Origin of the sequence: Pontixanthobacter sp. CEM42 (assembly GCF_017812015.1) — a bacterium.
Lineage (GTDB): Bacteria > Pseudomonadota > Alphaproteobacteria > Sphingomonadales > Sphingomonadaceae > Pontixanthobacter.
On sequence record NZ_JADQTN010000001.1, the window covers coordinates 1,006,409 to 1,031,587 of the forward strand.

The following is a 25,179-nucleotide window of genomic DNA, read 5'->3' on the forward strand; positions in this document are numbered from 1 at the left end:
CCGCCTACCCAAAAATCGAAGTTGCGCGCGTCACTCGGCTCGCTCGGAACCATGCATCAGTTCGCTATCCTGCAGGCCGAGAGAAGCACCAGCAGCGATCATCGATCCCTAGGTCAAGAGATCGGCCTCAATCTCACGCACAACCATGCTGCCAATTCAGGTTGATTCCTGCCTAATCTAATGTACCAAAGTGTCTGACCAATCATCATCTTGTTGCGAAAGGCATCTGATTTGGGTGACATCAAAGTCTCATGGCCAAAGCCAAAATTCGCCGGGAGTTCTGCTCTTGTTGCAGCCCTTTTGCTGACCGGTTGCGGTGGTGGAGGAGGCGGCGGCTCTACTTCGACGCCCATTTCGACTCCATCACCCTCACCTACTCCTACGCCCACCCCTACCCCAACACAGTCATGTAGCGGACTGAACCTGCTCGAAATCGCGCAGGCGAGTTCGGATCAAGCTAGCGGTGGTCTGGTCGCGGCGAACACTATCGATGATAATCTCGATGACGCGTCGAGATGGAGTGCACCGGGTATTCCTGCCGCGCTAACGCTTGATTTGGGACAGCAACACCTCCTCCGCGAAGTCGGGATCGCTTGGCATCTGGGCGATCAACGCACGTCATCCTTTACGCTGGAAGTGTCTAACGACGGGACAAACTTCATTTCTCTTCAGGGTGTTACTCAATCAGCCGGCAATACACTGAGTTACGAACGTTATGATGTAGCGGATACATCCGCACGATTTGTGCGCATTTCGGGCACTGGCACATCTGACGGGAACCCATTTGGCATTGTCGAGGCGGCTCTATTTGGTTGCTCGGAAAACGCAGTCGCTGTGACCGTTACGCCCGTTGATACTAGTGCTTTCGGACTCAACCCCAACGTCGCGCCGGGACAGAACTTTGAGCTGATCGACTGGGCGCTCGATACACCGGCCGTAGATCCGTCGGATGGCTTTGCCCAGCGCACCCAAGACGTTGATTTAGCAAATTTTTCAGACCAGTACTTCTTTACCGCATCGGATGGCGGGATGGTATTCCGTTCCACCATTGACGGGGCGACAACGTCCGCGAATTCGACCTTTACCCGATCGGAACTGCGCGAGATGCTGCGGCGCGGAAATCGTAGCATCAGCACTCAAGGCGTAAATCAAAACAATTGGTTGCTGGGCTATCAGCCTGACCCGGGAGTAACAGTTGGCGGGCGCGGCGGTGTCCTCAAGGGAACGCTGGCGATCAACCACGTCTCCACCACCGGCAGCAATTCGCATATTGGCCGGATGGTGTTCGGGCAAATTCACGCATCAAGCGATGAGCCGATCCGGCTGTATTATAAGAAATTCCCGGGGAACGTTCGCGGTTATGTCTATTTCGCGCATGAAATCCGCGGCGCCGATGACATTTATTTCATGGTGGTCGGGCCCGAGATCACAGACCGTGATCGCTCGCCTGTTGAACAAGCCGATCCGTTGAACGGGATCGCCTTGAACGAGGTGTTTTCCTATGAAATCATCAATGCTGGCGCGCGGATTGATGTGATCATCCGGCGTGGAGATCAGGACGGAGAGATAATCGGGCACAATTTTGTCGATATGACCGTTGAAAATAGCGGCTACGATACAACCGATGAATGGAACTATTTCAAGGCGGGTGTCTACACGCAGAACAACACTGGCGATGCCGCCGATTTTGATCAGGCGACGTTCTATCGGCTGAGCAACACCCACAACTAGGCCAGGATTGCCAAATAGCCGATTGGTATGACAAAATAACCACATTGGCATTCCTAATGGCCGACATAGTGGCTTGCTATTTCTAGTGGGCGCAATAAGGTGTCTCATCTTCAGATTTGCCGCGAAGGCGAACTGTATCAAGTGGGGAGATACCAAATGCCTTTGAACACGACTGCGCCGACGGCGAATTCCGAACCGGCTATGACCAAACAATCAGCTGGCTTCTCTCGCCTGCTCCGCGGTGCATCGGTCTCAAGCATTGCCTTTGCAAGTCTGTTTGCGGCACCTGTGCAAGCCCAAATCGTTATCGTCGATGACACACCGGTGGATAACCCTGGTGGGCAGACCGTTACATCTGCGGCGGGCGTTACCCAGACGGTCAACAGCGGCGATAACATCGAGTTGGAGAACAATACCAACGACGATACTATGATCACCTTGGCAGGTACGCACGTTAACAATGATGGCGACGATGAAGATGTCGTGATTTTCGTCGATAACTCCGAAGATGATGTGATCATCAATATCGCCGCCACCGGCGTGCTGCAGGGCCTAGACGGCGTTATCTTTTACGAAGGCGACGGAGCGGTTATTACCAATGCCGGACTCATCGAAGGTACTGGCGAAGCGACTGAAGCGGTTGTCTATTTTGACCGGGACGCAGACGGTGTGGTCAATTCGCTGTCCAATAGTGGAACGATCACGTCCGTTGGCGGTGCGACGGTTGGCATCGACACTTTGCTTGGTACTGACCCCTCATCGGGCACCGTGGGCGATGAAGAAGGCATTGCCCGTTTCACACTGTCTAACACCGGAGTCATTTCAAACACTGGCACCGATAGCGACGCCGATGCGATCCACTTTAACGGTGATCCCGGAACAACTGGCGGCGAAGCACGCGGCTGCTTGGAGGATAACGGTAACCGTATCCTGTGTCAGGTCGAAGTCGACATCACCAATAGCGGCACCATTTCCGCCGCGCGTGACAACAGTTCAAATGCAGCAATTCGGGTCGAAGAAGACGCGGTAATCAGCGGTACCATTCTAAACCAGGCCGGCGGTATGATCACCGGTGGTAGCAACGCCATCAACATTAACGGCGCTCATGCCGATCATAACCTTACGATTACCAATGCCGGTACAATCACCGGCACGTCCAGCAGCGGAATCCTGATTTCGGGCGCTGGTGTCACAGTCGAAAACCAAGCAGGTGGCACAATCACCGGGGGTGATGAAGGAATTCTGATTCAGGGTACTACTATCACCATCGATATCGGCCCTTCGAACCTTGATGACGTGGCCGTGGCTGCAACGGGCACTGTCGTCACCAACGCCGGTACGATCAGCGGTGGTGAGGACGCCATTTCCATTGGCGCCAATGCGAAGGACACGACGGTAACGAATACTGGAGCCATCACCGGTGACCGAGGTTTCGATTCTGCGTCGGGCGGCACCGTGACCAACAATGGCACCATTACCGGAACGGGCAGCGAAGCGATCCGCTTCACCGGCGATGAGAACGCGACAGTAACACTCGGCGCTAGCAGCACGACCGAGGGCGCAGGCGATGCAGTGTTGTTTGAAGGCACCGGCCTAAACACACTGAACATCGAAGCTGGTGCGGCAATCACCGGCATTCTCGATGGCAGCTCTGGCACGGCAGATCGTCTTAACCTGTCTGGCATGGGAGACGGGGGCACTCTGCAAGTTCAAGATTTTGAATCGCTGACCGCAGACGGTGGCGCATTTACGCTGAGCGCGAGCACGACTGGATTTGAGCAGGGGATCACCGTCAACGCCGGTATTTTGACCTTGCTCGGTGTCACATCAGGTGATGCCGAGGTCAATGATGGTGGAACCTTCGCCGGCACGGGCACGGTGGGGGGTACACTCACAGTAGCGGACGGCGGCACGTTAGAAGTCGGTGATGACGGAGTTGGCACTCTCACAACCGGCGGCTTAGCGCTGTCTTCCGACTCTACGCTCAATGTAGATCTCGGTGCCCCGGACACTCCGGGTGCTAGCGATAGGCTTCAAGTAAACGGTGATCTAACGTTGGACGGCACGCTCAACGCGTCGGATGCAGGCGGCTTTGGTGTCGGCGTTTACCGGATTATCGACTATACTGGCGGCCTCACCGACAATGGCCTTGAAGTCGGTACATTGCCAATGGGCTTCGGCAACGACCAAGCCGAAGTACAGACCTCGATCGGCAGCCAAGTAAACTTGGTAATCTCGGAAGCGGTCGGCCCTATCCCCGATGTTCAATTCTGGGATGGCAGCGATACGGCAGCAGATTCGGCGATCGATGGCGGCGATGGCAGCTGGGATCTGACAACGACCAATTGGACCAATGCGGCGGGTGATGAGAACGCAACTTGGAACAATAACTTCGCCGTATTTGGCGGGACCGCAGGCACTGTCACAGTTGATGGAGCGATTACCTTCACCGGTCTGCAGTTCATGACCGACGGCTACACGCTCGCTGACGGAACCGGAGCACTTACAATCACCGATGCAGCGACCAATGTGCGTGTCGATCCAGGCGTAACCGCGACAATCGCGGCGGCTATTACCGGCACGGGTGCCATCAATCAACTCGATAGCGGCACGTTGGTTCTGTCGGGTGTGAACACCTACACTGGCAACACGGCAGTCGGTGGAACGCTGGTACTCGATGGCAGTATCGTGGGCGACGCCAGCGTGGCGGCCGGCGGTACTCTGTCGGGTTCCGGTACTGCGGCGGGTGAAGTCACTGTCGCGGATGGCGGAACGATTGCACCGGGTGGTGATGGCACCGTAGGCACTCTCACGACCGGCAATCTGGTACTGTCTTCACTGTCGACGCTTGAATATGACATGGGCGCACCTGATACGCCCGGCTCAAGCGACCGCTTGCAAGTCAACGGTGATCTAACGCTCGATGGCTCGCTGACGGCGAACGACGTTGGCGGATTCGGTATCGGCGTATACCGCCTTATCGATTATACTGGCGGTCTGACTGACAACGGCTTGGTTGTAGGCGCCCTGCCCATGGGCTTCGACACCGCAGCCGGTACGGTGCAGACTTCGGTTGGCGGTCAGGTGAACCTGATCGTAGCGGCGAACATTCCAGACATTCAGTTCTGGGACGGCGCCGACACCATGGCTGACGAAAACATCGACGGCGGCAGCGGCAGTTGGAACCTTACGGACACCAACTGGACCAATGCTGAAGGTGACGCAAACGCAGCTTGGAATAGCAAGTTCGCGGTCTTTGCAGGCTCTGCTGGTACTGTGACCATTGACGACGCAATTACCTTCACGGGCCTGCAATTCATGACCGATGGCTACACCATCGCATCGGGTAGCGGCGCACTGACCATTACAGACGCGCAAACGACGGTTCGGGTAGATCCGAACGTTACTGCAACCATCTCAGCACCGATTGGCGGCACTGGTGGTATCAACAAGCTCGATAGCGGCACGCTGATCCTAAACGGCGACCACACCTATACTGGTGATACAATCGTCGATGGCGGCCTGTTTGTCGTCAATGGCAGCATCGCCTCTACCGTGTCCGTCAATGATGGCGGACAGCTTGGCGGTTCCGGTCAAGTCGGCGGCCTTACGGTTACCGGCACAATCACACCGGGCAATAGCATCGGCACTCTGAACATCGCCGGTGACATCGGCTTTGCTGTAGGTTCGCAATATGATGTTGAAGTTCTGCCTGATGGTACATCTGATCTGATCGCAGCTACCGGCGTGGCGACAATCAATGGCGGTATCGTCAACGTCCTGGCGGGTGGCACACTCTACAACATCTCTACCGACTACACGATCCTGACCGCCGGTGGCGGAGTGAACGGTACGTTTGATAGCGTGAATAGCAACCTTGCCTTCCTGACACCAACGCTTAGCTACGATGCCAATTCAGTTATGCTGAACCTGACGCGTAACGATGTGGCATTCGCGGCAGTCGGTCAAACGGCTAACCAAGTAGCAGTCGGCGGCGCGATCCAAAGCCAAGGCAACAGCGTTCTAGGCAATCAGATCGTCAATCTGGATGCTGCAACTGCACGCGGAGCATTTGATCAGCTTTCGGGTGAAATTCATCCGACGGTCCGTACCGTGATGACAGAAGACAATCGTCTGGTTCGCAACGCTGTGCTTGACCATCTGACAGAGAACACCGGCGGTAGCATCTGGGGTGATGCCTGGGGTGTCCGCGGTGATAGTGACGGCGATGCCAACGCTGCAGGCCTGTCACGTGACGGCTTCGGTTTGTTGTTCGGTGCAGATGTATCGGTGGGCGAAGGCAGCAGCCTTGGTCTGGCAGCGGGTTATACCGAAACGGACATTGATCTGGATGAGCGCGCCGGCTCCGGCACGAACAACCTTGGTGCCGGAACAGTCGAAACGTTCAACGTGTTGGCTTATCTCGGCGTAGATCTTGGCGGCGTAAACCTTCGCGCAGGGGGTGGTTATGGATTTAGCGAAGCAACAACCAACCGGTCGGTCGCCTTCAATACCTTCACTGACACGCTCACTGCGAACTATGACGGTTCGGTTCTGTTCGGTTTCGCAGAGCTTGGTCACCGGGTTGATCTCGGTTCCGGCTATGCAGAACCATATGTCGGTGCAGCATTCATCGAAGCTGAAACCGATGTCGTTGCTGAAAATGGCGGCACGGCAGCACTCCGCTTGGATGGCGCGCTCGAGAACTCGCTGGTTTCAACGGTCGGCGTTCGCTTCGGCACCTCGGAAGAGTCCTCGTTCCGCCTTCGCGGCAAGGCAGGCTGGCAGCATGGATTTGGCGAGCTGACATCCAGCTCGACAGCGCGCTTTGGAACCGGATCGGCCTTCACAGTGGCCGGTGCGCCGCAATCGGGCGATGCCGGCTTCGTTCAGGTTGAGGGTGTGTTCAAACTCTCCGAGAATAGTTCAATCGGCGTATCCTATGACGGGATCTTCGGCGATGCGTCGCAAGATCACGCAGCAATGGCACGAATCACCATCGGTTTTTGATGGTTTCGCAATGGCGCAATGTCGCAGTGATATGTAGAGGCTGAGCCTACAAAATTTGAGCCCCGTCATCGCGAAACTGCGGCGGCGGGGCTCTTACATTTCATCGTGTGAACACGTGCGTTTACAGCTTACAGCATACACATACGTCGTTGGTAATTGCTGCGGACCGTGAACTCATCATCTTTGATCGTCCAGAACGCCTTTCCGGCTGAGCTTTCTGCATATTGGCGTGACCAAGCCAGATGCGCATCGTCGTAACGGCGGCGACATCGGGCGGTTAGGTGCCCTTCACTGTCGAAGACGAGAGTAACGCCGTCAATCGCCAGCGGCCCAAACCGGGATGACAGCCCGTCCAACGGTTCGCGAAGCAACTCTATCGATGTTCCGAACTGAGTCATTCCTGATGGGCCTGGTCTCGCGAAACTGCGAAGCGAGATCAGCGTGATCTTCGAATTCTTCGCATCCTTGCCAAAAATCGCATCCAGCCAGTGCGCCGCGCGGAGCTCTTCCACCACTTCCCGGATCTGTTCGGTCGCCGGACCCAGTGCTAGCGGCTTACCCGGACTTGAACGGAAACGCGTTTCACCGAAACTCAGCGCGCTCAGAGTAAGCTTTTCGCTCGGCTCAATCTCTACTTCGGCAACAAGCGATTCCTCAGAGTAATATTCGCTGCTCGGCGCGAAGATGCCACTTTCGCGGAACGCGTCGATCCAAGCTCTACGGACACCGCTATCGTCGTTTGGCACCAGTTCACGATCAGCCGCGAGAACACTTTGCAGGACGTCAAAGAATTCGATGCCAACCGGCGGGGAATAGTCCAACGCGCGAATGAGCATCATCTGGAACATCTGCGCGGTCTTCCGCACCTGGCGGCTCATTGCCTTCAGCAACGACTCCGGCAAGTTCCCTTCAGGCAACATTCCTGTGCCATTGCTCGCAAGGCTAATGACGTTCGCTATCCGGCCTTTCGCCACGTTTAGAAACGCACGATAAATAGCCTGTACAAGCACTTCGCTCCGTCCATGCGGATCAGCAGGCGCGGTGTCATATGTGTCAGTGCCCACAATATCGCGAACGGTCGGTCCATGGCCCGCAGTTTCGGCAAAACTACGCGCGAGCGTGTTGAGCATGTTTGACCCGGATATCTCTCCCTTTTCATTACGCAACTCACCAATCACCAGATCCGGATAGGAAAAGCGCTGCAACACCGCAACAATATCACAAAACGCCTCGTGAAAAGCGGCAACGTCCATATTGACCGGTAGCATCAAGTTTGGCCGAACACTGTCGAGCAGCGCGTGGCAGAGTTCGTGTACCACGACATCGTGTGACAGCCCGGTAAAGACAATTGACCCCTGCGAATAGCCATGTGCATCGCTGCGGCTCTCATAGAGGCCGAAATTGAGTGTATTTACCCGGCGATCATACCATGCCTGCGCTTCCATGCTGGACCACGGATTGAGCGTCAGTACTCCCGGGCGGCCGCCATCTGTCCGGTCGAGGCCCGTGATGATCTCCCGTCCGAGCGCTCGTTCGAAATTGCTCTTCACGGTAGTCACCACGCCAAAGACCATCTGAGCTACGAATTTAGGTTCCGCAAACGATGGTGGGTACCCGCCATCGACCAGAACATGCCGGTTCTCGAAGTCGATTGAGGCAAAACCGCGTTGCAGATTACGGAAGGTCTCAACATGTGCGCCCTGCTCTTCATTCTCAGGAGTTTTGAGCCAATCGCTATAAGTACTCAGTTCGTCACCGCTGTCTGGTGGATCAACCTGATCTGACATCCAAGCGCTATAGGGTGAATGGAGTTGCAATCTGCTCGCGCGGAGCATCACACAATCGCCTGGCTCCCCTTCACCGCTTCCTAACCGTGCATAATCCAACGTTTCGAAAGCGAGTTCCAACGGGACTATTCCGCCATCTCGCATTGCATCACCAGGCGCACTAGCGAAGATCGAGAATCGCCGCAGACCGGTATCATTTACTTCCGGAGGCAGACTATCGGCGGTCTCGCCGATAGCGCGCGGTGAGATAACAATGCTCATACTAACGGCTCGAAAATGCCGCCGCTCCGAAGATGAGCTGGTCCTTCCAGATCAGGAATCTGCTTGCCACCCGCCATTTCCGTTCTGACGGCTTCTATCAGTTGTTGCGCTGACATAGTTTGCCCTGCACCCTTGAGGATCCGCGTTGCCGCCTTGGTAAAGTCTCCCATACCACCGCTTTCATATGCAAACTTATCAGGCTCGCAGGCGACGAATGTCAGGTCGGTCAATTGTTCATTATACGTCGCACCAGTCGAGGCCCGCTTTATGCCTTTGGCGGCTAGCTGCGCCAACGCTGCACCTTCTTGTGCATGCGTGAGCGGTGCAAAGCGCACGCGCTGGCCCGGTGGTGAGGCCATGCGACTGGACCGTCCCGAAGAACAAAAGTCATGGAATCGGATGACACGCACGCCCGCAGGCACCGCAAGCAATTGTGCCCATTCATCATCGATAATCAGACCGCCGCGATCAGCATCGATCCCTATCAACGCCTCATCATGCATGTCTGCGCGCTCGTCGTCACGGAGTTCATCGCCATCCTGATCGCGTATTTGGGTTCCATGCGAAGAAATCTGCAAGGCGATGACATCGCCGGGACGCGCCGCTCCGGTCAATCGGCGGATTTCGTCGCGCATCCGATCGGCGGTACAGTCGGCTGCAACGCTGGCTTGGAAACCTACTGCTTCGAATACCCGCTTCCATTCTTCTGCATCATTGATGCAACCGTGCAGCAACGGCTGTCCGCGGAACGCATTATTGCCGATGCACAGCGCTATCTTCTTCCGTCCAGCGGGTGTTGCTGGTTGCAGAACTGCGCCGCCGCCAGACGCGTCGGGTGGCGGAGGTGGAAGCGCAGGACCGGCAAGAGGTGCAGAAGGAGAAGATAACGCACCGCCCGGTACGAAATCGGCGTGTAGATGATACGGAATGCCATAGAAGCTCGGTGGCCGGACTGGCTCGGGCGGTGCGGCGCGAGAGCGTTCGGTCGGGAAGCCTGCGGGCAGCGGTAGATCGTCAGATAGATCCAGCACACGCCTCATCACCGATTCCATTGTCGCTGGATCATTGTCGAACCCGCCATGGGTTGGGGAGCACGAACGGCTTCTAGGAGAACCGGCTCCATCGACAGTCGGTGACCACACTACTTCCTTCATGTACTTGCGGAAAATCGCAGTATCCTCCCGACTTTCTTGGAGTCCGGAAATTTGAGGGTCTTTCCCTTCCTCAAATGCGTTTCGGACAAGGTAGAGGAGTGATTTGCGATAAACCCCGCCGACATTGTCGGCCAGTTCTGCCTTGCGTGTCATCGTGTACAGCGTGACTTGCGGTTTGCGAGTATCAAGTACGTCCACCAGCGTCTTTTCAAAATCAGTCTGATTCAGCGCGGGCGCCAAGAGGTGAAGCTGGTCAAACTTCACGCCATTTGCCGACTTTAGACGCGGCAGGAAATGCGCATGGAAGATCGCACCGGCACTGTGGCCGACCGCCACCGCACGCAATGTCTTATTGCCAGACTCATCGCTATCGACTTGGCGGAGCAACTTGCGGGTAAACAGTTCAGCACCCCCGCCCCTGCTGGCACACCGCTGCGCATTGCGCTTCATTTCGCTCCACAGGACACGGCCGATCTTTCGTGTGGTTTTCTCGACTATTCTATCGGTCCAGTCAGTGATCCCGCGTGCTTGGGCCTGAACGCGGCGCTCGCCAGCAATCACATGCCACAAGGCATCAAGCGCGCCGGTCTCCCATACGAAGTAGAGCGGATAAACACCGTTATCGAGCCACCATCTGTGATAGTCCCAAGCGCTGGACAGACCGACCTCTTCACTGTTGAGCCCGCCATGGGCGTGCATCATCAGTGTCCGGTTCCCTTCAACGCAGTTTTTAACGATGCCATCAACTACGCGATCGAGATCGCTCTCCGTCATCCGCATCATGCCGCTATCAGATAGCTGGCCGTGGTTCATGTTGATCACATGGGGTTGGAGTTTTTCGAGCTGCTCAGGGCTTCCCGTGAATGCAGGCGGAAGCGTGTTTACCCTCGATGAGCGCTTGACCGGGCGAGTTACAATAACCGGTAAGGGCGCAACGGCATTGCGGGTGGCAGACTGGCCAGTACTCGCCAGATCACACCATTCCTTCAGCGTATCGCGCAGGTCTTCTTTCGGCTCAGCCAAGCTGTGCATTTCTCCGCTCGTTCCGAGACGAAAAGCAACCTCGGCCTCGATGAACTTGGCCAGCCTGGATTTCTTTGGATCGAGACCCTCTACGCAAACCGCAATCTGAAAGAGCCGTTCCCCTTTCCCCTTTCCTTCTTTCAGCCTGATGCAGCCTGGCTCAACACCGTCGGGGCCGATGACAAGGTTAGCCGTAGGATCGCCGCTCGTGGTGCGCGCGCTCGCCTCTGCCAAAGTGCGAGCAAACTCCTGCGTCTGATTGCCGAATTGGCGATAGACGAACTCCAATTGAGTAATGTCCTGAGTCATTCTGCTTCTCCTGCGTTCGGAAACTTATGATGCCATTGCGCACTCATGAGGGGGCCACACTGCGCGATTTGCTCGCCTGTGAGGCAAATACCGGGATAGCTGCGGCGATGGCCGGGATCAGGGATATAACCGACCCGACCGTACCCTGATCGAGGAAAGCGAGCGCACCTGCCGCCACGACCACGAACACCAGCATCGGCAGGCGCAATTGCGACCATGGCGATGCTTGCTCCACCATCTGACGGTACGCGTGGAATGTCTCCGGATTCTCATTTGTCCGCACCCAGAAAGCAAAGCTTTCATTCATAAGCATCGGGTTCGGATCACGCTTGATCAACTCACGGTTAATCAGGCTGTTTATAGTCCTAAAATCGGTCGTTTTGACGAAACGGTTGTTCGCCAGATGATACATTAGGATCTGCTCTTCACGGGTCGAGCCAATCCACTTCATTTGGTAATAGTCGCTGAGCACATTCGCGAGATATTCGATCACCTGCTCGTGTAATGGTTGATCATCTGCGGCGTAGGTGCGGTAGGCCAAAGCAGGATTATGCCCATGCTTGGGTGCGCCGGGTTCATCACCTGATTTAACCTCCAGTTCTTCAAGAAAAGACTCGCGCTGCTTGCGTACGAGATCGTTGGGGATCGCCTCGAATTCCGTCCTGATCAGTTCCCTGAGCCACCGCGGGTCCGGCGTATCCTTATCGCTGGCTCCCGGCACACTCGACTGCCTCAATTCCCAATAGGAATCCCAACGGACAGTAACAAACTGCGCGAGCAGCAACGCCCAGTGACGCGCCTCATCGATGCTATCGATGTCCTGCTGCAAGGTGTCACCGACATGCGTAAGTCGTTCCAACTCACGGACCTGTTGCAAGCGCTCGATCGGTAACATTTCGGAAAAGAAATGAACCTGAACGCCTTCGACACCGAGCAGCCGCTCCAGGAAATCAAGCGCATCGCGCCGAAGGCTTGGCACTCCGATAATCCGCATCAAGCCGACTACAATCCAAGGGCGGTTGCGTGTCCGGATTGATGCCAGCTGAGATTCTGCATCGTCAACGCGCGCTAGGTCCACGTAATTATATCCGCCGATCCCCTCCAACGTGCCCTTGAGTTGTTCGAACTTATCGAACGGGTAGTTCACATAGAGCCGTAGAGGCGGTGGCCCACCAGGACGAACATCGGACATCTTGTCGATATCTGATCGATCGAATTCGGGCCGAGGATGGAGCGAGCGGAATTCGAACAGGCCCATCCCGAAAAGAGCGCGACACAAATAGGCATATCCTAGGAGCCCCATTAGGCCGAAGACGATAAACGGCGCGACTTGCAGAGACACACGCAGGGCAGAATCGAAAACCTTCTGCGTCGCAGCAGCTCGTTTATCGATGTCCGTTCCCGTGCCGACTCCGTCAATTTTGTCGATGTCTGCAATTCGGCCCTCGAGCACCTCCGCCGTGATATCTCGTTTCTCGCTAGGTCCGCCGTGCGCGGAGTATCCGGTGTCGGACTCGCTGAGTAAGGCGTTCACCCGGGGCTGATCCAGCGCCAGGATTGCGCGTCCGACAGCGCGTTGAAGCAATTGGCGGGAGTTGGTCGCTTCCGGAACGAGGGCCCGTGCAGTCGCATCACCTTCACCCTGAGCAGGCGTTACGCCGAAATGGGAATGTCTACTGATCCGCTTGAGCGCTCTGTCGATGCCGCCGGAACCAAGGCCGGAGGCAAACCGCACGCACTCTGCGCTGGCAGCGCTTGCGCCTGGCATTTCGCCTGCGATCCTGCTGCATTGATCCTCAAAGACATCTTTGCGACGTTCGGTTACTTGCGAAACGGCAACAACGTCCTGCGCAAGAAACTCTTCGAAAATAACGGTGGAAGCCGTGCGATATGCGAGAATTGACGGGATCACTGTGACCAGTGTGACAATAAGCCCCTGAGTTACGGTCTGTCGGAAGATTGACGGTTTCAGGCCCACATTTTTGGAGAACCACCATTTCATTGGCTTGCTCACGCGTGCGAGACCAGCACGTTCGAACCATGCGGAATTAAGCAACGCGATCAACAATCCGGCGCCGACAAGGGTAAGCACCAGATAGAGAATCTTACTGTGCGTTTGAGCGAATCCAAGTGAAGAGAAAGCAAGGGCAGAGAATATCAAATACCCTGCGATCGAAACCATCGTGAGGCGGCGTAAAATCCGCTCCTTCCGCGCAGCGCGCCGCTCAGCTTCAGGATCGCTTCCAACTTCCGCCGCAACGCAATCTTCGCTACCCTGCCCATCTGCCAGGTCATCTTTCTGCGACTCCGGATTTTGCGGAGTGTTGGCAAGTGCCAACTGAATACCCAACGTCGCGCAGATCATCGCAAAGATTTGCCAGAAGGACGAATCGCCGCGGAGCAACGTGACCTGGAGCAGCGAGACGAAAACGAGCAAGATGCAGACCGCCAGCACATCCAGCTGGCCGATACGGCCAACTCGACCGTTCATCTTTGCAAATTGTATCCGGCGCACGTCAGGCCAGAATATCGCAACCAATCGTTGCCGATCGATCATCCCAAGGGCGATGGCAAATACGGCGGTTACAAAGCCAATCAACAGGATCAGACCGACAGACAACGCGGCAGGTGTGATAGCCAATCGCTCCGCCATTTCAGCCGGGTACCATACGACAATGGCCCAGTTACCGCGGCATGATGGCGCCGCGCTCAGCCGAACTTCACGCCCGGTGTACCGCATGGTGAAAGCCTTGCTTGCAGCGGGCGACATCACCTCTCTGGTTTCGTTGCTCACCTGTTGCGGTTTTGAGCAAGTACGCATGGTCTCATCGAGCACGCGGCGCAGGAGTGGGACATCATCCACCCGTTCTCCCCAGCGTTCCGAGCCAGCTCGGCTTGGATCACTATGCTGCAGAACTTCAAGCGTCTCCGTATCGAGCACGGCGAAGGAGTACCCTTCGGGCAATGGTACATCACGCGAGAAAAATGGCTGGCGGTTGGCCAAAACATACTGGACGTCAGGGTTCGAGGTGCCGGGCGATGGCCGCCATAGGCCTGGGTCAAACGATCCCCTTCTTCGCCAGTCGTTCTCCGCACCATCCCCGTCGCCGCCGGTGGCCACGGTCGAGCCGACTTGTAGCATGGAAATGAGAGTGGAGTTTCCCTCCACCAGAGACGGAACTACCGAGGCTACGTAATTTTCCACCCCACGATCGCCACCTGGTATTTCGAGGAATGTTCGCTCGGCAGCTCGGCGGAAATAGCGGCGACTTGCCACCCCTTTGCTGGGCGGGTTCGTGATCAGATAGTTGAACAAGGGTGTCCAGCACGCCTCAGGCTCACAGTTCTCTGGGGCGGGTCTCAGGACATTCGTCGCATCTCCATAAAGATACAGCAATGCACCTTGATCGGAGACCGCAAAAACGTTCTCCATGCCCTTTGAAACTTGCACATCGCGCAGCGTTTTGGGTTCACCACCGCTGTCGATAGTGCCCGAACTGCCGTTCTTTACCAGGTCAATCAGCGTCGAGTTCGTCTCGCTGATCTCACGATCAGAATCCGCCGCCAACTGCGTTGCTAGCCCTTGGGCATCACTGTCAAAATTCTGGCGTAACTCCAACCACTGCGCCCATACGATCGAGATGACGAAAGTAGTCGCAATAGCGAGCGGTACTGAAGCAATTATCGCCGCGACATCGGGCCAGTTCATGCTCGACCTTTTGTCGATCAGCCAGAGTTTGCCAATGGGGACAAGTAAGAGCAATAATACGATCGCGGCTACAAAGCTCGCCCTCGTCAAAGGTGAAAGGCTTGAGATGTCGGACATCAAACCCCGATCACGAACAATCCCCACCAGATAACATTCACGGGGTGGGCAAACCTGACCTTCTGACTTGAAACCCGTTCGTCCTACCAACAACGCTCGGCGGATGTTGAGGGGAATTGCATGGACCACGACCTCTGCGCCGCCCATGTTGACCTTGACTGGCCCGCCTAGCGACAAAGTCTCAGGTTGAATCTCACGTTGCTTTCCTTTGGCGTCTTCGTCGATCAGGATAGTCTGAGGTTGCGGATCCCAACCGATCGGTTCGCCGGATTCCAAAATCGACTGCAAATTTGCCGGCCATGCCGCGTCCCCGCGTAGCGAGATCGCAAAGTCCCAGTCGCGCGTGATGATCGCAATATCGGTAACTGCCAATGTGTCAGCGTTGCCGCTGAGCCGTTCATTGATCTTTTCAAACTGATCTTTGCCGTCTGCATCGGCATCGTTGGGATTGCGTGAGGGCCCGTCCGCCTCAGTTGACAAGACAGTCCGACGATCCCGCGCCTGTTGTCCTTCGAAGGTCAGTTTTACGTTCTTGAGAGAGCACTTTTGTGCGTCAGCAGACGTCGATTTCTTAGCTTTGGTGGCTCCTGCTTCGGCATCCTCCCCGATTTGGGACACAGCCGCTACTACCGTTCCCTCGACCCGTTCGTCACTAAGTTCAGTCGTCTCCGTTGTCGCACTTTGCTGCGTAACTTCTGAGCATGCTTTGGCGCGGGATACATCGCTGATATCGCGCAGCGCGTGCTCGATGCGCTTCAATTCCCCGTATGCAACATCTCTGCGGACCGATGTCTCACGATCTCGCGCCTCGACTACAATTAGGAAGAATGCGAGGCCGAGAAATGTCATGACGGTCAGAAATGCACCGAGCACACGTAAAGCGCGTGGCATGGGCCCGCCCTTTGCACTGCTCTGCTTCTTTTCCGTCATGCTTAGCCCCCGGATGGTTCTCCCATTGCGACCCGAAGCCGGCTCATGTCAGCCAGCACACTGTTTGAGCGTGATTTTGCTCACAGTACCTTTTTCATGGATTAGCCGTCGGCTCCCTCTAGCTTCTCAAACATCTCTGGCAGCAGAGTATTCCGATACAATGCTTCGAAATCCTCCGATGTGATTGCGTTGCCTTGCCCCCTGCGGCTGAGCAATCGGAAGAACGAACCCCATTGCTTCTCCGTCAGGCTATCGAGCGCATCCTTCTCTTTCAAAAGGGCCATGAATTGCGCCTCTGGGATCAGTCCGCCATCATGTTGCACGGCGAGTTCTTCCAGCGCATGCACATACTCTGCCAGTTGCTTCTCATCGACCATTCCATTTTGATCATAGATCATCGTCCGCTTCTTCGGGCGACGCTTGGCCATTTCCGACATCGGGATGCCTTTGCCTAGAAGAAGGTTCTTGAGCCCGCCAAACTTAAAGGTCGAACCTATCGCAAGGTACAGCGCACGCAGGCCGCTAGCTTCGAATATCTTCCAAGCCTTGTGGTTCTCTGAGAACCCAACGCGCGAAATGTCTTTGCCGAGATTGAACGGTAGAACATGTGCTTCCATATCCGTCAGGCGCAGCTTCACACCCTTTCTGTCCTCATCACCTCTGTATTTCTTCAATCGATTGACTTCATCCTGGTTCAGCATCCAGCCACTGGCGAAGTCCGGGTATGCTGGCGAACGATAACCTGGCCACGGATATTTCTTCTCCGACCAAATCGCATTTGCCGCCTCGATAAATTCTTTGCGCGATACGCCATCAGGATCGTCCGCTAGAACATCGCGGCCAAATATGCGGTTGTTATTCTCCGTATCAGCCAGAACAACTTCGTCAGTCAGATCGACGATATATACCGTTCCGGCGTGCTCTAATCGGATCATCCGGTTTGCGACGTCATCGGCAAAATGCTCAGGTTTCCAAGCATCGCCAAGGCCCATGTCGCGAATATTCTGATCGCCCCACTCGATAATACCGTTGGCCTCAAGCGGATGCTCCTCGGGATTGTCGCGCGCATTGGTCCCCGCATATTCATAGGTGTTGACCGTCTGACGGTTCTCTAACCATTCCCTGAGTTCGGGGCAGTGAAGGTAGAGCAGCTTCTCTTTGTCGACTGCTTCCACCACATTAATTGCCGTCCAACTGACCTCATCGGGGCGCCATTTCTCGGTAAGATACGGGTTCTTCCGAATGCGACTTGTCGCCTCCTGAACAAAGGTCTGGAAACCTTCGTTGGTGATCGCCAGTCCTTCCGGTCGGTGCTCGTTCAGAGTCAAACCGATGACCGCGTCCAGCGTGTCGATACCGCCGGGATAAAGCGCCTCGAGCTTTCCAATTGTTTCCTGCGACGCACTACTCGACGGGTCTAGAAACAAGTGCTCCCACTTCTCGCTCGGCGGAATGTTGTGTGCCTTCTGGTAATCGGTCCAAGAAGGTGTGCCGCGCTGCCTATCCTTCCGGATTTCCTGCTCGAGCATGTCCATCACGCCCTCTTCAGTCGCCATGTTTTTGAAAAAGTCGGCTGTATTTCCTGCAACCGGAGCACCAAGCCGTGTGTGCATCATGTAATAATACACCGCACCCAGACCTTTTTTGCGGATGAACTCATGCCCATCCAACTCGCGAAGATTCATCATGTTTTCTTTGTGGGTGTTGTCGCCAACCGGCTCACCGATTGGCGGGCACTTTAACTCATCAACCCAAATCTGATGCCCGAAGCGATAGGCTTTGGAGAAAAAGTTGCCCTTGATCTCTGGCTTGTCCTTATCGACTTTCCCTGCAGCGATGCCGTGGGCAATCGGGTCTCTTCCCTGCTCGGGACGATAAATCTTCTTCTCGAAATGCGGTAGTTTACGCTCCGCGCGGCCAAACAAATTTGCGTTCAGACCATTCACCACGGCCTCATTCGCGAACAGCGTATGCGTCCAAGTACCAGTGTGAATTTTGACGTAGGTCATTGTCACGACACGGCGGGCAATCTGGAAAATTTGATTGTCAGACCAGTGACCGTAACGCTCCTTCAGAATGCCTGCCGCCCAATTGTGGTGACGGGCGTAAAGTGTGTGCTCCGCTTCGAGTGGAGCGGTCATGTTACGGCCAAAGCCCGTCACAATCTGACCAATTTTTTGCCCGTCCTTTCCGCTTTCGACGTCCCTGACCGGCAGATACAGGCCGCCATTGCCCTCTTTGTCCATGCCCTCGAGGAATATCTTGCCGCCCGGCACTTGCGTACCATCGTCGAACGACCGAATTGCGGCGAGCGTTTCAATGTCGCTGCCATAGATGTGGCTCATGTCCCACCAGACGGTGGTGCCATGCATTCCCTCGCCATCATCACGCAAAGCGTTCGGAGCATCTGAGCGGCTCCATTTATGCGTTACACCTAACTCAGCCAGCTCGCTGTCTGGATCGATCTCAATCGCATGTTTCAACGCATTGTCAGGTGCTGTCTGTGCGACATCATGGACCAACTGCTGCAAATGCGCCGCAGCGTGAAAGCTTGCGGTTAATGCCTCCTTGGTTTCACCATTACGATAACCGAATACTTTGGCGACCTCCGCTTCACTCGGCAGGTTCGGATTGTTCGACTGGTCCTGCGGGCGGTAATTGACTGGCATTCCGTGATCGACGAACTCTTGTCCGACGCGGCCTTCTCCCGGGCCAAATCGCGTGTCTAGATGCGCACCATCGGGCGTGAAGCCCGAATCCGCCCATTTTGGTGTTTGCCCCTTTTTGAGTTGCCCAACGATATCATGGCGCTCACCATCTGGATCACGCTCTCTTTTCGCCATCCAGTTTCGTCCGTCTGACAATGCTGCAAGCTGTAATATGCCGATGCGATGCTGGGTCCAACGCCCGGGATTGCCCGGTGTAGCCCCTCTGTTGGCCAAACTACCGATTGGCCCCAACGCAAGCGAGACCAACGAGTCTTTGAAGTTGCGAAGATGGTCACGCAAAGACTTGCTAGGAACAATATCTCCCGGCCGCTGAAAATCGTTGCAGAGCACCCAGCTTGCCGGGTTCGTCTTATATGCCTCTGCCGGATCAAGTGTCAGATATTCTTTGGTTAGACCGTTGAGGCGAAGCGTGGCCGCACCATTTTTCGCGCTGATCCGGTCTGCCTTGATTTGATCCTGCCAAGATTTCGCGAATTTATGGTCAGGTTCTTTGTCGATAGCGCGTTGAAGCCAATCGGCAGAATCGCCAAACTCTCCGGTGTTGCGCGAAGCATGTGCTGCAAGAGCATAATCCGCTGCGGTTGCAGTCCCGTGCTCGTGCCGCTCGTTATAGCGATCGAGGGCGGCGGAGAAATTCCCGGCGTTGATCTGATCCAACGGATCAGCAGAATTAAGGTCAGGTTGTTGATTGTGAGCTTGAGAGAACGGGCAGCCCCTCGTTTCAATATTCACGTCCGACATCTGATGACCACCTCCGCTGTGTTTCGCTGCGACCAGAGTAGAGCTTCTTGCGCAACTCTTTCACGACGCGATTGTAACACAAAACTACAGCAATCCAATCTGTGCTTCATTTTCTACTGAGTAAAGCGGATTCTTATCAATTCCCCCAAATACATCGATGAACCCATGCGGTGTTAACAGTTCGTGATCGCCGATTAATGTTACTTATTAATCTCAGGCGCTAATCACAGCGAAGATTCCAATCATATTCAACATCGCTTGATTTATATATCTAGGTTATCTGTGTTACTTCGAATATTCATTTCTGTGTTGGGAGGCTTCATAAATGCTGCGTGCAGTACATCGATTGCTCGAGTTTGGGTTGCAGCTAGAACGCCGTTTCGAGCCCTTCTTCCGGCCGGTCCTAGACCGTTTGCTGCGGATGCCGCTGACTCGGTTCTTCAACTGGACAATTAACATTACGCGCAGCCGGGATGTTCCAGGTATCGCTGAAGAGCGTGTAGCGGATGATGAAGAGCAAAGCCTCGATACGATCATCGCGGAAATGTCTCGGCATCTGGATATCGATTTCACGCCCGGCAATTATGAGAGAGCCGGAAACACCAAAACGCACGGTGTTGTGCGTGCCGTTTTCGAAGTTAACCCAAACCTGCCGGAAAATTTACGGCGCGGGATCTTTGCGGAAGAGCGTAACTTTCCAGCTTGGCTCCGTTTTTCCAATCCTGGCCCGCATGTGACACCGGATATCGAAGATGTTGGCTTCGGGAGTATCGGGGTGAAGCTGATGGATGTCCCCGGCGAAAAGCTGATGGATGACGAGAAATTTACACAGGACTTCACCGCGATCTCGACGATCACTTTCGTCACACCGGACACGCGCGAAAATGCGAGACTGCAATATTGGAGCCGTCGCCATCTGCCGATCTGGTATTTCATCAATCTTCGGCACTCGCACATCCGCGATTTCATCATGCAGGCCCTGTGGAACAGGACCCTCTCAAGCCCGTTTGCTACCGAATATTTCAGCTGTGTTCCCTATCTCCTGGGGCCGGATCAAGCGATGCAGTACAGCTTCCATCCGTTGAGCGACGTGCCGACCAATATTCCAGGCCTACCCGCCAATCCTCCGGAGAATTACCTGCGCGACAATATGGCCAAGGCGCTGAGCGAGGGGGATGTGAAGTTCGAGATGCGTGTGATTTTGCAAAAGGATCCGTTCCTAATGCCGGTCGAACAGAATGCGGTGCTGTGGGACGAGCGTTTGTCACCCCGCATCCCGGTCGCAACTATCACTATTCCGAAGCAAGAATTCCAGTCAGAGGCACAGTTTAAATTTGCGCGTCAACTAACGATCAATCCGTGGCATTGCCTGCCCGAGCACAGACCGCTTGGCAACCAAAGCCGCGCGCGCAAACGCATGTATCATACAATGTCGCGCTATCGGCAAATGAAGAACAGTGAAACGCATATTGAGCCAACCGGAAGTGAGATCTTCGAATAGAGCGGTTGCTAGCATCCAGTACGGATAATTACTTCAGAATCTCGCGCAATCCATTGAGCCCAGGCAGGAAAAAATACGCACCGCCCCGCACATTTACAAATTGAGGAATTTGATCGATCCTCCGCGGGACGCGGTCCTCATCAAAATAGCTGAACTGATCGCAGTCATGCCCCCTCGCCTCCCTGTCCCGGTCGCCAAGAATCGGATCTTGTTCACCCGCGAGCCCGGCAAAAGCAGGACTCGCAATCCAAGCGCCCTGCACAAATTCAAATTGGCGAGCGAGACTCGCATTGAGGCAGAGGAAATGCAGCCCCGCCTCCATTTGCTCGGCACCGGGTTGCATTGCCTGTTCGTACGGCATTGTTTTGCCGTAGGGACGCCCCCGGCGTAAAATCCGGTGAAACCTACTCGACGCGACAGCATCATGCTTCGCGGTTCCTCCAAGTCCGAGAGATCCGATAAGGTTGCCGAGAAAGTCGATATTACCACCGGGATGATCGCCAAGCCTCGGATTTACGCGCCGTATGTGGCTCCCGATTGGGCAGACCACCCCGTCAACATCGCCACTGAAGTCAAAGGCGTTGCGGCCTCGTGAGCCTTCCATTTTGGCCAATCCAGATAGTGGTTGCCCATCGATGGTTCGCCCCACCATTGTCTCAGCGAGCGTTTTCGCTTCTTCCGGTCCCGTCTCGTCGCGAAGCCATTGCCAAAAGCCCGTTACATCCTGCGCAAGCTGGCGGTAGACGAGGTAGCTACCATTGCGGCCAATATCCCCATCGCGCGGATAGTCGGCAACGAACCCATATTCATTGCTATGGCCGAGTAACACTTCGCCAGCGGCCATACGATTGCGATAGTCGCGATCTTTCGCTCCTCCCGGCTGCAGGGCGCCATCCCAGTCCATTTTAGGTTGTGAAATGCCATCCTGAAAGCCGAATGGTTCCCGCCCGTCCATATCGCTGCTGGGCTGGCACCGCAGAAGAATGCAACCATTTGCCTGTATTTCGGCTCGTAGCGTCTCTTCGATCGCCTGAATTTTCTCAGGCCGCGCAAATGCGAGCAGCAGAACATGCGGCTCCTGATCCCCAGCGCCCCAATCCCAATGTTCCGGAGCATTGGTACCTACGTCACCCAAGCGCCTTGAACGGCTCTCGTTATGCACCATTCCATCGACGAATTCGGGCGAAAAATGTTCAAGTGCATCCGCGTTCAGACCTAGCTGAGCAAGCCCGGCCGCCGTGAACGCAATTTGCAGAGCTTGGTTCTGTTTGCTTTCGCGGCAATCCTGAACGCTCGTAAAATGAAGCGAGCTCAACCATTGCTTGGCCGCATTGCTGTCTTCGATGCGCAGCAAAATATATCGCGCAGCTTTGAGCGAACCGTAGCCGGTACGGACGAGCCCTTGAATATCGGCTGCTTCGTCTTTCGCGCGCTCTGTCATATTTCAGCGATCCAGCGCCGCAAGGCGGTGCCCTTGAGCGGCTTTTCCAGTCCAGCGCGGATGCGCGCATTCCGCGCCAGATCGTAAGTCGATAGATTGGGAAAGGCTTTGTACCAGACTTGAGTCGGTACCTGATGATGCGCGAGATAACGCTTGAAATCTTCCTCGTGCCGCGCGCCTTCGAACAAGGCCCAGCGGGTTCTCGGATATCCCAAAGCGCTTGTGAAAGACAGATTCAGGCCAAAGGCGACTTTGTTGATGAAGTCGTCATTGTAAGCTTCGCGACTGCCATCATAAACGCTCGCAAAGAAGAGCCTTCTATTGCTGTCCAGAAAGACCCAATTGGCGAAATGGATGGTGTTCACCCGCGCCAAACGGCCCTTGCTGTAAATATGGCGCGCGCCCCAATTAATGACCCACAACGCCACTTTGCTAAACATGAAATAAAATGGCCCGGGCTTGCGCGACCCGACGGCGCTGTAAGGGTTGGTAATGTCATGGTCCTCCAGCGCCATCAGCGCATTATTGCGCTCCCGATCAATTTTGTGTGCAAGGACGGGGTCACTCGTCTCCCGCAGTCGAAGGATAATCAGGAAGGGAAGTAATAGGACAAGCAAGATGGGCGCAAGCAGCAAAGCCGCGACTGGGAGTGATAGGAAGCTCAGGCAATTTGCCACTCTCTCGGTTATGCTTGGCCTAGGGATAGGCGTGAGAGGAACGCTTCGACCGACCTCTCGCAATCGCTGGTTAAGTTCACCCAAGCTCGCTTCTCTGTTTGCGAGTTGCGTCTTGAGCAGTGCGTGGTGCAAGGCTGCTTCCTCGCGAATTTGTACCATGCTGCGACCGGGCCAATTGCGATAGCTCGCATCCGGTTTGAGGCGATGCTCGCTCATCCACTGGCCGATCGGGATTTCAGGATCAAAGCCGATACAATTGCAAAAAAGGGATGCGAGGCCCTTTGACGCTGACCGCTCCATATCAGTGATAAGACGATCGGCAGAGCCATCACATACCGCAAGGAAGATCAACCAGTCCGGCTCATGAACCGGATAGGATCGCGCATGTTCAATCCTGTCCCCAAGCGAAGGATCCTCAATCATCACAAAGCGCGCAGTATGCAGCGCATCGAACTTCCCAAAGGGCAGTACGCTATTGTCGGGATCAGCTAGGCCGATATCCGCATTCATCGTTGCCAAACGCTCTCGCAATTGCTCGCGATGCTGCGGCGCGATTGGCGCGCCTACGATCAAGAACTGCTGCCTAGGCACCGATTAAGTGTCGCGCATCGTTGATCTATTGATCAAATTTGAGCGCAAAATCGATCAAGCGCGTGTCATTCCAATAGACTTTGCCCAGATAGAAGTTCGGAGCGATCAAACGGATCTCATCGCGCACTCTGGAGGCCAGAATTGACGTATCCGAGTAGTCAAGAACGATGCATTCTTTCTGATCAAGCCAGCTCGGCTCTTTGTATACTTTCGCGACAATAGCGCGGATCCCAAATGGCAAAATCTCGTTGCGGAGCAGGCCCTTCTCGGCATCGAATATTTTTCCCTGCCATGCAAAGATGCTAATAATTTTAGCAATCTCGTCGCTGAAGCTTGTGCCAGGGGCGATGATCGCAGTACCGTCAGCCTCGCCATCCGGTATCGGCCCTGCCTCGCTCTCCTTGAACAAAGTATCGAGTTCGTCCTGAGACATTTTCAGAAGGTCGTGAGTGTCATACGCCATGTTATAATCTTCCTCCTAGGTAGATCATATCATAGACAAATAAATTGTTGAAGAGTGTTGCACAGGCATCGAATAATAAATGAATAGACTCATTAGTTCGGACATGCCTTTCTAATAGAGTTAATATTGCAACCCCAGCGCACGCTCAGCACTTGCGATGCGCAACTTTGAGGCTGGCCTTTCCCCTGATCCCTCTTGTGAGTCCGAGCTGAAAACTGCAGGGAGAGCTCTAAACCAGCACTGACACCGGAACATGACCGAGCAACTCTCCCGCCTCCTCCAGATAATGGCCACATTGCGCGATCCGGATGGCGGATGCGAATGGGATTTGGCGCAAGACTTCAAGAGCATCGCGCCTTACACGATCGAAGAAGCCTATGAGGTGGCCGATGCAATTGAGCGCGGCGAAATGGATGATCTGCGTGACGAACTTGGCGATTTGCTGCTGCAGGTCGTATTTCATGCGCGGATGGCTGAGGAAGCAGATATGTTCAGGTTCGAAGATGTCGCCCGATCAATCTCTGACAAGATGGAAGCTCGCCACCCACATATCTTTGGCGGCGAAGGTGGCCAAATGGGCGAGCGCCGATGGGAGGCGCTCAAAGAAGTCGAGCGAACGAAGAAAGGCGCGACCAGCGCTATGGACGGTGTGGCGAAAGCACTGCCCGCCCTGCTCCGCGCGGAAAAGCTCCAGAAACGTGCTGCACGAACCGGTTTTGACTGGCCCGATACCGAAGGGCCTGCCGCCAAAGTCGCTGAAGAAACCGAGGAGCTCACAGAAGCACCGACCAACAAAAAGTTGGAGGAGGCCGGCGATCTTCTCTTCGCGGCTGTGAATCTTGTTCGGGCCTATGGAATTGCACCCGAGGACGCGTTGAGGGAGGCGAATTTAAAGTTCGAGCGGCGCTTTCGCTCGATGGAAGAGAGGGCTGCTGGCTCATTCAATGAATTATCGCTGGATGAGCAAGAGGCACTTTGGCAGGATGTTAAAAAAGCCGAGTAAGG

At 55.1% G+C, this 25,179-nt stretch carries 11 protein-coding genes; 4 read left to right on the top strand and 7 right to left on the bottom strand.

Annotated elements, in window-relative coordinates:
- Positions 1–231: 231 nt before the first annotated feature.
- Together J9777_RS04895 and J9777_RS04900 are read left to right on the top strand one after the other, a co-directional pair.
- Positions 232–1,731: a polysaccharide lyase family 7 protein gene (locus J9777_RS04895; RefSeq protein WP_209347636.1), complete on the top strand. Its 1,500-nt coding sequence runs from the start codon at positions 232–234 to the stop codon at positions 1,729–1,731.
- Between the two features lie 156 nt (positions 1,732–1,887).
- The gene (locus J9777_RS04900; RefSeq protein ID WP_209347637.1) at positions 1,888–6,741 is read left to right on the top strand and encodes an autotransporter domain-containing protein; all 4,854 of its coding nucleotides are present in this window, start codon (positions 1,888–1,890) and stop codon (positions 6,739–6,741) included.
- Between the two features lie 128 nt (positions 6,742–6,869).
- Here J9777_RS04900 and J9777_RS04905 read toward each other — a convergent pair whose 3' ends face one another.
- From J9777_RS04905 to J9777_RS04920, 4 genes are all read right to left on the bottom strand, one after another.
- A complete protein-coding gene (locus J9777_RS04905) occupies positions 6,870–8,789 on the bottom strand; it encodes a hypothetical protein (RefSeq protein WP_209347638.1) in 1,920 nt (639 codons plus the stop codon).
- On the bottom strand, positions 8,786–11,275 hold the full coding sequence (locus tag J9777_RS04910) for a caspase family protein (protein ID WP_209347639.1): 2,490 nt from the start codon (positions 11,273–11,275) through the stop codon (positions 8,786–8,788). The genes J9777_RS04905 and J9777_RS04910 overlap by 4 nt, the downstream gene beginning before the upstream one ends.
- A gap of 43 nt (positions 11,276–11,318) precedes the next feature.
- Complete coding sequence (locus J9777_RS04915) at positions 11,319–15,992, bottom strand: hypothetical protein (protein WP_209347640.1); 4,674 nt, start codon at positions 15,990–15,992, stop codon at positions 11,319–11,321.
- A gap of 140 nt (positions 15,993–16,132) precedes the next feature.
- Complete coding sequence (locus J9777_RS04920; RefSeq protein ID WP_209347641.1) at positions 16,133–19,492, bottom strand: peroxidase family protein; 3,360 nt, start codon at positions 19,490–19,492, stop codon at positions 16,133–16,135.
- Between the two features lie 334 nt (positions 19,493–19,826).
- Between J9777_RS04920 and J9777_RS04925 the strand changes: the two genes are divergently transcribed.
- The gene (locus J9777_RS04925) at positions 19,827–21,002 is read left to right on the top strand and encodes a hypothetical protein (protein ID WP_209347642.1); all 1,176 of its coding nucleotides are present in this window, start codon (positions 19,827–19,829) and stop codon (positions 21,000–21,002) included.
- A gap of 28 nt (positions 21,003–21,030) precedes the next feature.
- Here the strand turns inward: J9777_RS04925 and J9777_RS04930 are convergent, their stop codons facing one another.
- From J9777_RS04930 to J9777_RS04940, 3 genes are read right to left on the bottom strand one after another with little or no spacing between them, the layout of a single operon-like run.
- Positions 21,031–22,443, bottom strand: coding sequence for a hypothetical protein (locus J9777_RS04930; protein WP_209347643.1), 1,413 nt, complete (start codon positions 22,441–22,443; stop codon positions 21,031–21,033).
- Complete coding sequence (locus tag J9777_RS04935) at positions 22,440–23,693, bottom strand: hypothetical protein (protein ID WP_209347644.1); 1,254 nt, start codon at positions 23,691–23,693, stop codon at positions 22,440–22,442. The genes J9777_RS04930 and J9777_RS04935 overlap by 4 nt, the downstream gene beginning before the upstream one ends.
- Positions 23,694–23,736: 43 nt before the next feature.
- Positions 23,737–24,174: a hypothetical protein gene (locus tag J9777_RS04940; RefSeq protein ID WP_209347645.1), complete on the bottom strand. Its 438-nt coding sequence runs from the start codon at positions 24,172–24,174 to the stop codon at positions 23,737–23,739.
- 253 nt (positions 24,175–24,427) lie between these two features.
- On the opposite strand from J9777_RS04940, the gene mazG reads away from it, so the two are divergent.
- The gene (gene mazG / locus J9777_RS04945; protein ID WP_209347646.1) at positions 24,428–25,177 is read left to right on the top strand and encodes a nucleoside triphosphate pyrophosphohydrolase; all 750 of its coding nucleotides are present in this window, start codon (positions 24,428–24,430) and stop codon (positions 25,175–25,177) included.
- The last annotated feature ends 2 nt before the right edge of the window (positions 25,178–25,179 follow it).